This window comes from Planktosalinus sp. (genome assembly GCF_059864935.1).
Genome location: NZ_JCBCCK010000125.1, coordinates 1 through 10587, shown reverse-complemented (window position 1 = coordinate 10587; position 10587 = coordinate 1). Strand labels below are relative to the sequence as shown.

The 10587-nt window shown below is 38.6% G+C and carries 12 protein-coding genes; 3 read left to right on the top strand and 9 right to left on the bottom strand.

Translation table 11 applies throughout. The features are described from left to right. Window positions 1-903 (top strand): FAD:protein FMN transferase (locus tag AC6F75_RS05425; RefSeq protein ID WP_500713934.1); only part of this gene is annotated, 903 nt, incomplete at its 5' end. Here AC6F75_RS05425 and AC6F75_RS05420 read toward each other — a convergent pair. Genes AC6F75_RS05420 through gpmI form a run of 5 tightly spaced genes read right to left on the bottom strand, consistent with a single transcriptional unit; the run spans window position 904 to window position 5062 of the window. Next, entirely contained in the window at window positions 904-1668 is a 765-nt protein-coding gene (locus tag AC6F75_RS05420; RefSeq protein ID WP_500713933.1) for a methyltransferase domain-containing protein, read from the bottom strand. Window positions 1669-1720: 52 nt separating this feature from the next. Next, a complete protein-coding gene (map, locus tag AC6F75_RS05415; RefSeq protein ID WP_500713932.1) occupies window positions 1721-2542 on the bottom strand; it encodes a type I methionyl aminopeptidase in 822 nt (273 codons plus the stop codon). A gap of 3 nt (window positions 2543-2545) precedes the next feature. Next, on the bottom strand, window positions 2546-2956 hold the full coding sequence (locus tag AC6F75_RS05410) for a BT0820 family HAD-type phosphatase (protein ID WP_500713931.1): 411 nt from the start codon (window positions 2954-2956) through the stop codon (window positions 2546-2548). Between the two features lie 12 nt (window positions 2957-2968). Continuing rightward, complete coding sequence (locus tag AC6F75_RS05405; RefSeq protein WP_500713930.1) at window positions 2969-3535, bottom strand: thioredoxin domain-containing protein; 567 nt, start codon at window positions 3533-3535, stop codon at window positions 2969-2971. Between the two features lie 12 nt (window positions 3536-3547). Beyond that, a complete protein-coding gene (gene gpmI, locus AC6F75_RS05400; protein WP_500713929.1) occupies window positions 3548-5062 on the bottom strand; it encodes a 2,3-bisphosphoglycerate-independent phosphoglycerate mutase in 1515 nt (504 codons plus the stop codon). Window positions 5063-5295: 233 nt separating this feature from the next. On the opposite strand from gpmI, the gene AC6F75_RS05395 reads away from it, so the two are divergent. Continuing rightward, window positions 5296-5925: a murein L,D-transpeptidase catalytic domain-containing protein gene (locus AC6F75_RS05395; RefSeq protein ID WP_500713928.1), complete on the top strand. Its 630-nt coding sequence runs from the start codon at window positions 5296-5298 to the stop codon at window positions 5923-5925. Here the strand turns inward: AC6F75_RS05395 and AC6F75_RS05390 are convergent. The 4 genes from AC6F75_RS05390 to pepE form a co-directional block, all read right to left on the bottom strand. Further along, complete coding sequence (locus AC6F75_RS05390) at window positions 5914-7500, bottom strand: L,D-transpeptidase scaffold domain-containing protein (RefSeq protein ID WP_500713927.1); 1587 nt, start codon at window positions 7498-7500, stop codon at window positions 5914-5916. The genes AC6F75_RS05395 and AC6F75_RS05390 overlap by 12 nt on opposite strands. Further along, window positions 7445-7843: a GNAT family N-acetyltransferase gene (locus tag AC6F75_RS05385; protein ID WP_500713926.1), complete on the bottom strand. Its 399-nt coding sequence runs from the start codon at window positions 7841-7843 to the stop codon at window positions 7445-7447. The genes AC6F75_RS05390 and AC6F75_RS05385 overlap by 56 nt, the downstream gene beginning before the upstream one ends. A 131-nt stretch (window positions 7844-7974) precedes the next feature. After that, window positions 7975-8889: a glutaminase gene (locus tag AC6F75_RS05380; protein WP_500713925.1), complete on the bottom strand. Its 915-nt coding sequence runs from the start codon at window positions 8887-8889 to the stop codon at window positions 7975-7977. Further along, window positions 8889-9596, bottom strand: coding sequence for a dipeptidase PepE (gene pepE, locus AC6F75_RS05375; protein WP_500713924.1), 708 nt, complete (start codon window positions 9594-9596; stop codon window positions 8889-8891). Before pepE ends, AC6F75_RS05380 begins: the two co-directional genes overlap by 1 nt. 103 nt (window positions 9597-9699) lie before the next feature. Between pepE and AC6F75_RS05370 the strand changes: the two genes are divergently transcribed. Then, entirely contained in the window at window positions 9700-10527 is an 828-nt protein-coding gene (locus AC6F75_RS05370; protein WP_500713923.1) for a BamP family beta-assembly machinery protein, read from the top strand. The last annotated feature ends 60 nt before the right edge of the window (window positions 10528-10587 follow it).

Genomic DNA, 10587 nt, shown 5'->3' with positions numbered 1-10587 from the left:
ACCACATACAATATTCAGTATGAAAGTAGAACAGACTATCACGAGCAGTTAAAAAAAATATTTGATGTCGTGAATCAATCGATGTCAACTTATATACCAGATTCAGATATTTCCAGAATCAATAGAGGAGATACCACTGTTGTGGTAAATGAATACTTTATCGAGGTTTTTAAAACTTCCAAAGAACTCTGGCTCGCCACAAACGGCTATTTTGACCCCACTGTTGGACCTTTGGTCAATGTGTATGGCTTTGGGCCCGATGCCGCTTTGAAGGGCATAGAAAGCACTCAGATTGACAGTATCTTGCAGTTTGTAGGGTTTGAGAAGCTAATGCTTACTTCAAACAAACAGGTACTAAAACAAGACCCAAGAACTTATATTGACTTCAACGCCATAGCTAAAGGCTATGCTATTGATTTATTAGGTAAAGTTTTGGAGGATAACGAAGTTGAAAATTACCTTATCGAAGTGGGAGGTGAACTTCTTGGAAAAGGAATAAACAACAAAACCGGAAACTACTGGATTGTTGCTATTGATGACCCTACCCAGCTTGAAAAACGTGAATTAATCAAAAAAATACAGCTTAAAGACCGCGCCATGGCCACTTCAGGCAATTACCGAAAAACCCGAATTGACCCCGTCACCAGGGCAAAATATGTGCATACCATAAATCCCAAAACCGGTTGGCCTAAACAAAGCAATGTGTTAAGTGTTTCTGTGCTTGCTGAAAACTGTATGCTCGCTGATGGCTATGCCACCGCTTTTATGGTGATGGAACTTGAAGAATCACAAGCCTTTTTAGAAGAACATACAGATATTGATGCTTACATCATTTATGCTGATAAAGAGGGAAACCTTCAGGAATGGTTAACTGATGGGTTTCAGGATGTTGTTGTGGATTAATTATTTGTTACAGACCGGAATAATTTCCCCTTTCGAAAGCCGGTAGCGTTGAATTTCCGCATCAATAAAGTGGGAAGTATAATCAACCTCTTCCACTTTGAACCCCACACTTCTTAGTTTATCAAAATAATCCCTTCCATAAACCCTCACGTGATCATACTGTCCAAAAATCTTTGTCCGTTCTTTGGGGTCTGTAATGCTGTTGTCTTCAAAAGTAGTTTCTCTTGACAAGTCTTGTGGTATTTGAAAAATACCTGTGCCACCCGGTTTTAATATTCTGTATAATTCCTGCATCGCTTTTGTGTCATCGGGAATGTGCTCAAGCACGTGATTGCACAATATAAAATCAAAGCTGTTATCTTCAAAAGGCAGATTGCAAATGTCGGCTTTTACATCAGCGAGGGGTGAGTTGAGGTCAGTCGTGGTGTAGTCCAAATTTTTTAAATTTCTGAAGCGTTTGTAAAATGCCTGTTCGGGGGCAAAGTGCAGTACTTTTAATTGGTCGGTGAAAAAGGAAGTTTCATTTTTTAAATACAACCAAAGCAAGCGGTGCCGCTCGAGCGAAAGTGTTCCCGGTGCAAGTACATTTTCCCGTTGGTTTTCATAGCCGTAAGGCAAAAAGCTGCGATAGGGTTTCCCGTCAATGGGGTCTTCAAATTGAGTTCCCCGATACCAAAGTGCTAAAACCGGACGAAAGACATAGCTCAATCTGATGAGCGTCTGTCTGGGTATTTTATTGAGGAAAAATTTGAAGATTGATTTCATTATTTAAATCTATACTAAAAGCCTCCCCTTACGGGGGAGGTATGGAGGGGGCTTAAAGCACCAAAGCAGCTTGCCTGAACTCATTTTCCTCATCGCTTTCAATGCCCAGCACTTTATAGATGTATCCAAATGTAGAAAGCAATTCGGGTTTGCCGTCAACCAAGGCTATATTGTGTTCAAAATGGGCACTCGGTCGGCCGTCATCTGTTACTATGGTCCAGCCGTCCTTCAGTTGTTTTACCTTGTGAGTTCCCAGATTGATCATTGGCTCAATGGCGATGGTCATGCCTTCAATAAATTTCTTTCCCCTGCCTCGTTTTCCGTAATTGGGAATTTCAGGGTCTTCATGTAGTTTTTTTCCAAGTCCGTGACCCACCAGCTCCCTTACCACACCATATCCAAAGCTTTCGCAGTAATTCTGAATGGCATAACCAATATCGCCTACACGGTTACCGGATTTAAACTCCCTGATTCCCCTGTAAAGAGACTCTTTGGTGACTTCGAGTAACTTGGCCACATCGGGTCTCACTTCATCTACAGTAAAAGTATAGGCATGGTCGCCGTAAAAACCATTTTTAATGGCACCACAGTCAATAGAAAGGATGTCGCCTTCCCTAATTTCCATATCGGTGGGAAGCCCGTGCACCACCTGGTCGTTTGCACTGATTAAGAGGGTAGAGGGGCAGTCATACAAACCTTTAAATCCGGGCAGGGCGTTTTCTTCTTCTCTTATGTAAGCTTCTGCCAAAGTATCCAAATAACTCAATTTTATACCTGGTTTTAGTTCGGAGGCTATCATTCCAAGCGTTCGGGAAACAACCAGCGCGCTTTGACGCATCAACTCAATTTCTTCTTTGGATTTAGGTATTATCATTTTTTATTTTTTAAAAATGGAGAACAAGCCTTTCTTTTTCTTTAGCTTTTTTGATTCGGGGTCATTTTTGATGAGCATTCGGTAGATTTCTCCCCATTCATAGAGGCCACCAATATTTCTGTCGTCAATATAGACGTCTGCCAGTATTTTTCTACTTTGGGTACCGTCAAATTCTTCTTCGGGAAAACTTTTATTCACAGCATAGAAAGTAATGCCCTGTTGTTTGCAAAATTCAACAGCATCATCAAGTTCACTTCCGTGACGAAAGGACCACAAAATAAGCCGATGGCCTTCACTTTGCAATATTTTCAGTGTGTCAAAAGCAAAAATGACCGGTCGTCCTATTTTTGGATAGGCATTTTCAACGAGTGTTCCGTCAAAATCGATTGCTATTGTTAACGACTTGTGCTGCATGGAATGATTTTTTTACCCTGAGTAAGCTGGCGTATATTCCTGACCGGTTGCTATTTTTAATAAATCAGACTCCAGACTTTCGATGGGATATTCAACAATTCTTCCCATTTCATCATTGTTGCTGTAAACGATGATAGTGGGCACATATTCAATATTCTTTCCATCTTCAAAACCTTCCGGGGTGTCTTTATCTTCAGACATTGTTATTAAAGTGATTTTTGAAATATCATAATTTATTGCATCAAGAACATTTAACAAGGCAGGGACCTGTGTCCTGCTGTCGCTACACCAGGTTCCCATAAAAATAGTGATGGTTTTTCCGTCTAAAGCTGCTTTAAGCGCTTCAAGTTTCTCCTGATCCGGACTGTAATTATAATTTTCCATAAACCAGTTGGAATATGGTGCACTTTTTATTGTAGAAATTTCCTGTTTGCCTAATAGAATTGGCAAGTCATTGGGGTGAATTTCTTCTAAATCAATCACTTCTTCTTGAATTTCTTCAGATGTTGATTCTTTTTCCTTATTTCCGCAGGAGAAAATAAAAGTCACTAGGAGCAGGGTTAAAAATGTCTTTTTCATTTTTTTTCAAAATTAAATTAGTGATTTTTCATTCATAATTTCGGGTTTATCGATACCCATTAGTTTTAAAACAGTGGGTGCAATATTTGCTAAAATACCATTTTCAACCGATTTAATATCAGGGTCTACAACAATAATTGGAACCGGATTTGTTGTATGTGCCGTGTTTGGAGAACCATCAGGGTTTATCATTGTTTCACTATTGCCATGATCGGCAATGACTATTGTTGCATAGTGGTTTTGCAATGCCTTTTCAACAATGCTTTTTGTGCAAATGTCCACCGTTTCACAGGCTAAAACTGCTGCTTCAAAAACCCCGGTATGACCCACCATATCAGGGTTCGCAAAATTCAAACAAATAAAATCAGCCGATTGTTGTTCAATTTCGGGAATGATGTTATCCCTGATCTCATAAGCACTCATTTCGGGTTTTAAATCGTATGTGGACACCATAGGCGAGGGACAGAGTAAACGTCTTTCGCCTTCAAAGGGTATTTCCCTTCCTCCAGAAAAGAAAAAAGTAACGTGTGGATATTTTTCAGTTTCAGCAATTCGTATTTGCTTTTTCCCGGCTCTTGAAAGCACTTCGCCCAAAGTTTCAGTAATGTTTTCTTTGTTGTAAATGACGCGGATGTTTTTAAAAGTATCGTCATAATTGGTCATCGTTACAAAATGCAATGGCAACGGAGCCATATAGTATTCGTGAAAATGGGTTTGGGTAAGTACTTCTGTGAGTTGTCTTCCCCGGTCTGTTCTAAAATTGAAAAAAATCACCACATCATCAGCTTGGATGGTGGTTATAGGTTTGTTGTTTTCACTTAAAACTATAGGTTTAATAAACTCATCGCTAATGCCGCTGTCATAACTTTCACGCATGCTTTGCAGAACATCAGTAGAAGGTGTCCCGATTCCGTTAACGAGTAAATCATAGGCCAGTTTGGTGCGCTCCCATCGTTTGTCCCTGTCCATTGAAAAGTAGCGTCCAATCACAGAGGCTAGTTTACCTCCGGTGATTTTAAGATGTTGCTGCAACTCATCAATAAACCTTATTCCGGAATGGGGGTCCACATCGCGGCCGTCGGTAAAGGCGTGGACAAATACATTATTTACCTTTGCCTGATTTGCAGCATCTAAAAGCCCTTTCAAATGGTTGATATGGGAATGCACGCCGCCGTCTGAAACCAGACCAATAAAATGAATGTTTTTGTTATTGTTTTTCGCGTAAGCGAAAGCATTTTTTAAAGCGGTTTCTTTTTTTAATGTGTTGTTTTGAACTGCCAGATTGATTTTTGCCAGCTCCTGATAAATGATTCTTCCGGCTCCCAGATTGATGTGCCCCACCTCGCTGTTGCCCATTTGTCCGTCGGGTAAACCCACATTCAACCCGTCTGTGCGCAATTGTGCATTGGGGTATTTTTTGAAAAGCGAATCGATAAATGGAGTGTTTGCTTGTGCAATGGCCGAAACCTCGGGGTTTTGTGTAATTCCCCAGCCATCTAAAATCATTAAAAGGACTTTCTTATTCATTTAGCGAAAATGTTCCTGCAAAGGTAAAAGTATTTTATGTGATAAGTAAATTTAACACTTAAAAGAAAAAATATGCTGAATAACAGTATTTTATGATACATTTTTGGTTTTAATTCATTTATTTTTTTATTTTTGGAAAAATTAATCCCCATTAACCTACAATGCTTTTAAGATTTTTCCCCATTTTGTTGTTTGGATTTGTATCTCATTCAACAAATTTCCCCGCCACAACGATGAATTTTCCTTTAACCGAAAATTTAATCGAGACCTCGAAAATAGAAGATGTTTATCAGTCCTTAACTACAAACTCATTTAACTTGCCATCAAAAGAAAGCTTCACCCAAGCTATAGAAGGATATTACCTGTTAAGTGAAGATGATACATTTGAAAAACAATTGCTTACGGTAATCGACTTTAGTATGTCAGCCAATGAGAAAAGACTTTGGATCATTGACTTATCACTCAACGAAATAATTCATCAAACTTATGTAGCTCACGGCAGAAACAGTGGTAACGAATATGCCAAAAGTTTTTCAAACATTCCGGAATCCTTTCAAAGCAGTTTGGGGTTTTATACCACTGCTGAAACTTACTTCGGAAAACACGGCTATTCACTTAGACTGGATGGACTTGAAAAAGGCATCAATGACAAGGCAAGAGCCCGTGCGATAGTTATACACGGGGCCGATTATGTTTCTGAAAGTTTTATTCAAAACCAGGGAAGATTGGGAAGAAGCCTTGGATGTCCTGCGTTAAAACAGGAAGAGTCCAAAATGATTATTGACCTGATTAAAGAAAAATCCTGTTTATTTATTTATTATCCATCAAAGGACTATATTTCAAAATCACAGCTAGTCTCTTAATAAATGATAGAGTTCAAAGTCTTTTTCATAAAAATCATCTCTGAACTGAAGTGTTCCGTTTTCACTCCAGGCGGTCCAATAAAGTAAATGCACTTGAACATCTCTTTTCATTCTCGCTTCGGTAGTTTTATTGGTTTTGACCAGTTTCAAAATTTCTTCCAAACTCCATTTGTTAGTATCATTAAGCAGGTAGGCTGCCAGTTCAAAAGGTTCCTGAACCCGCACACAACCCGAACTCAATGAGCGATTCGCCCGGTCAAAAAAACTTCGGGAGTTGGTATCGTGCAAATAAACCATAAATCTGTTGGGAAACATAAACTTGACCAAGCCCAAAGAATTGTATGTGCCGGGACTCTGTACATATCTGTATCCTAATGCATCCTTTTCATTCCAGTCAGAAGGGCTTACAACTTTTCCTTCTTTGTCATAAACAGTCATGTTTTTTTCAGTAAGATAATTTCGGTCACGTCTAACGGAAGGTACGATATCATTTTTCTTGATTGTTGGTGGTATGGTCCAGGTGGGATTAAACACCAAATGGGTTAAGGTTGATGAAAGTACAGGAGTCCTTCTGCTGGGTTTACCAACAATAACTCTATGGGTTCTCAGAGTGTCTTTATTTTTCACAATATGCAAACTGTAGTCGGGTATGTTAATGATGGCATATTCCTCACCCATATCACGGGGATACCATCGCCATCGTTCCATATTGGCGATTACTTGCATTTTGCGCTCGTATACGGTCATATTTAAAGCCTGTTGGGTTCCCATCCCCACAACACCGTCCGGGGCAAGGCCATGACGTATTTGAAATCTCATGATTGCCAGTTCTGTTTCTTCATCAAAAACCGGGGTTATACTGTCACGGGGTTTTAAATCTTTCCAGAATATCAATCTTTCCTTTACGGCAATGACAGCATCTGTTGTGTCATTTATTTCCAGCTTGCCGGCAATTTCAATTTTAGGAAAGTGCTCACTTGGAAACTCATTTATGAGTTTTAGTGCTGATTTTAATCTTTTATATACTATATGTTGAGGTTTTAAATCATTGATAATCTTGTCAAAATCTTCTTCCTGAAACTTCAGCAGTGTGGTTTTAAAATCAAATGTATCAGCTATTAATTCATAATCATTATAAACTTCTTTAGGGTTAATACGTCCTTTACTTACATTATAAATGTAACGCAGAAGGTTTTCAGTAAGCAAAAAATCATAGGAGATCAACTCTTTATCAGATAAGTTTTCAAGGTTGATTTCTTTTTTTTGAATACTATCCAGGTCAAAATGTTTTGCAAAAAGCCCTTCTTTTTCAACGTTTAATAATTCATTGACAAGCGCTCCCCTTGACTGATCAGATACCCAAAAGGTTTTTAATTGATTGTTCCTGTAAAATGATTGAATAAGTGAGTCGCTAATAGACTGAAGTGATAGCGTGTCTATAGAAACTGTTTTTATTTTATTGAGGGAATCCATGTCTGATTCTTCAATAGTGACCTCCGGTACTACCTCAACTTTATCTTTACAAGAAATAAGTACAAATGAGAGAAAAAATAGATAGAGTAGTTTTTTTAACATTAATGGCGTCTTTAACTGTTTCCTTATACATAACAAAGTGGGTGCCAACTATTGGGATTTCAAAAGAATTCCCAAAAGTTTTATAGCCTTGTTTCTCATAAAATGGTTTGGCAAGAATGCGTGCATTACACCAAAGATATTTTTTTTGTTTTTGATGTGCGAGTTCTTCCCCTGCTTTTAACAATTGTTTGCCATACCCTTTTCCTTTAAATTGATCAAGAACAGCCATGCCTCTCAATTGCAAGTGTGCTCCTTCTAAATCAGGAAAATTATTTTCTAAATAGGTAGCAACCCCTGCAAGCTTGCCATTGTCATAAATTCCTAAATGAACAGTTGTTTCCAAATCATCACCGGTAAAATAACAATCCTCCCTAGGCCTTCCCTGCCTTAAAACCGGATGACGCACTTCAATAGTTTCTTTGGGACCGATTTGCTTAATTATTGGAGTGAATTTTAGCATTTCTAAATTGCCGTTTAAAATATGGAAAGTCCTGTTTTTGTAGTTAAGCGCTCCAGTGTTTCCATTCCCAAAAGTGAATTGCCCCTCTCATTCAATTTTGGGCTCCAAACAGCTGCACTGTATTTTTCGGGATGAATGGCAACGATTCCGCCACCCACGCCACTTTTTCCGGGAAGACCCACCCTGAAGGCAAATTCGCCGGCTTCATCATAAAAGCCACAGGTTTGCATCAAAGCATTGATACGCTGTACTTTTATGGGAGGTAAAATTTCCTCTCCTGAATGCAACAATTGCCCCTCATTGGCATACACCATAAAAGCATTTGCCAGTTCCTGACAACTCATAGCTATAGAACACTGATAAAAATAGACATCCAATACTTCATAAACATTGTTCCGGATATTTCCAAAAGATTTCATCAGGTTGACCAATGCGGCGTTGCGGTGGCCATGTTGCTTTTCAGAACTTGCAACTTTTTCATCAAAATCAATGCTTTCAACACTAGATATTTTCCTGACAAATTTGAGTATTTCATCTTTAGGTTTATCATATTCTGAAATCAAAATATCTGAAAGCACCAAAGCTCCTGAGTTGATAAAGGGGTTTCTGGGGATACCGTTTTCCCGCTCCAATTGAAAAAGTGAGTTAAAAGCATTGCCTGAGGGTTCTACATCCATGCGTTCCCAAAGTTCATCACCCAACATCCTCATCGCCAGGGTAAGGGTAAATACCTTTGAAATACTTTGAATGGAAAAGCGCTCTTGCGCATCTCCAAAAGAATGATGTGAACCGTCAATGCAATAAAGATGAACACCAAATTTTGAACCATCTACTTTTGAAAGCTCTGGGATATAACTGGCCACTTTTCCGTCATTTGGAAAGTCAGAGAGTTCTTCTTTTATGTCATTTAATATTTTTGAATAGTCCATTAAATCAGGGTTTTAAAATCAGAATTTGGATTCACCTCATAGGGAAGTCCCCCCTGTTTAAAAACAATTGCCCTGAGTTTTCCCTTTAAAATGATATTGTAACCCTTCACCTCCAGCCAGCTGCCTTCACGAAGCCCAACTACCGGTATCGTGTTCATACTGTGAAATTCCCTGATGCGAGTTTCACGTGTTTCCCCCATATGGGTGGAATTGGGTTCAGGATCCAGGTAATGCGGATTCAAATTAAATGGTAAAATACCCAAAGTTTTAAAACTGGGTGGATAGACAATGGGCATATCATTGGTGGTTTGCATGGTCAATCCACAGATGTTACTGCCGGCACTGGTGCCCAGATATGGCGTGCCGCTGAGTATGCTTTCGCGTAAAGCGGCCATCAAATCGTTTTTATACAATTCATTCACCAACCTGAAAGTGTTTCCGCCACCGGTGAAAATCCCGCCGGCATTCTTCAGTGCTTCTGAAGGGTTGGAAAAAGTGTGTAACCCAACCACTTTTTTGTCGATTTGGGAAAATGCTTCAGCAGCTTTTTGGGTGTATTTGTCAAGCGAAATCCCGCCGGGTTGTGCATAAGGAACGAAAATGATTTCTGATGTGTTTTTAAAAAAGTGATTCAATTCGTTAATCAAATAATCAAGATATTTACCGCCGTGTAAAGTGGAAGTGCTGGCTATAATGCAGTTTTTCATAATTTAAGTCAAAAAATAAAGTATAAAATTACGACTTTTTTGACGATTGATATTTAACATTTGTTTTTATTCAAAAGTTGAAATAAAGCTGTATTTTTAAGATATGAGAACAATTTTCATTTTACTGCTGTTGGTTTTTCCGGCTATAATGTTTTCGCAACAAATCGAAAGGGTTTTGGTGAACGGTGTGATCACGGCGCCCATTGATGAAGACCTGGAGGGTATTTCCATCTATAATGTTTCGTCTCAAAAAGGAACCATTACAAATGCAAAAGGGGAATTTAGCCTTGAAGTAGGATTAAATGATAGGGTACTCTTTAGCGCACTTCAATTTCAAAAATTTACCGTGATCGTAGATGAGGGAGTTTTAGAGACCAAACAAATGAAAATCTATGTAAATCCTGCCATATTGCAACTCGATGAAGTGATCGTGAGGCCTCATGACCTTACCGGAAATATTGTAGTAGATGTAAGCAGGATTAAAACAGCAACTCCTTTAGTGTTTTCTGATGTTTCTTATACTGATCTTGAGTATGGATTTGAATTTAGTGATGACAAAAGTAGTGGTGTTAAAAACAATGCTTTGGATAAAACAAGCGTATTGGCAACAGAAAACATTGGCACTGTTAATTTATTGGGTTTTGTGGGATTGCTAGGAGAAACTCTTTTTAGAAACCGGAATCACTCTCAAAAATTATCCCCAATTGAACAAATGCAACGGGGTGATGCTTCATTTGTCGCATTAAATCAACGTTTCCCCAAAACTTACTTTTCAGATTTATTGCAAATTCCTGAAGAACACGTGGAGCCCTTTATTTACTATATTATTGATAATGGTTTTACTCCAGATTTACTCAAAGAAAACAACGAACTCAAACTGATGAACTTTCTGGAAAATCAAAGTAAAAGCTATCTTGCACTCACAGAATAAATTATTTTTAGCCACCGGAAACTTCCCTATATTTGTGCTATGATTTCTATGACACATTTT

Bases quoted from the DNA above. Each gene is read 5' to 3' on its own strand.
- AC6F75_RS05420 (WP_500713933.1), bottom strand. From the start codon at position 1,668: ATGAAATCAATCTTCAAATTTTTCCTCAATAAAATACCCAGACAGACG.
- map (WP_500713932.1), bottom strand. From the start codon at position 2,542: ATGATAATACCTAAATCCAAAGAAGAAATTGAGTTGATGCGTCAAAGC.
- AC6F75_RS05410 (WP_500713931.1), bottom strand. From the start codon at position 2,956: ATGCAGCACAAGTCGTTAACAATAGCAATCGATTTTGACGGAACACTC.
- AC6F75_RS05405 (WP_500713930.1), bottom strand. From the start codon at position 3,535: ATGAAAAAGACATTTTTAACCCTGCTCCTAGTGACTTTTATTTTCTCC.
- gpmI (WP_500713929.1), bottom strand. From the start codon at position 5,062: ATGAATAAGAAAGTCCTTTTAATGATTTTAGATGGCTGGGGAATTACA.
- AC6F75_RS05395 (WP_500713928.1), top strand. From the start codon at position 5,296: ATGAATTTTCCTTTAACCGAAAATTTAATCGAGACCTCGAAAATAGAA.
- AC6F75_RS05390 (WP_500713927.1), bottom strand. From the start codon at position 7,500: ATGTTAAAAAAACTACTCTATCTATTTTTTCTCTCATTTGTACTTATT.
- AC6F75_RS05380 (WP_500713925.1), bottom strand. From the start codon at position 8,889: ATGGACTATTCAAAAATATTAAATGACATAAAAGAAGAACTCTCTGAC.
- pepE (WP_500713924.1), bottom strand. From the start codon at position 9,596: ATGAAAAACTGCATTATAGCCAGCACTTCCACTTTACACGGCGGTAAA.
- AC6F75_RS05370 (WP_500713923.1), top strand. From the start codon at position 9,700: ATGAGAACAATTTTCATTTTACTGCTGTTGGTTTTTCCGGCTATAATG.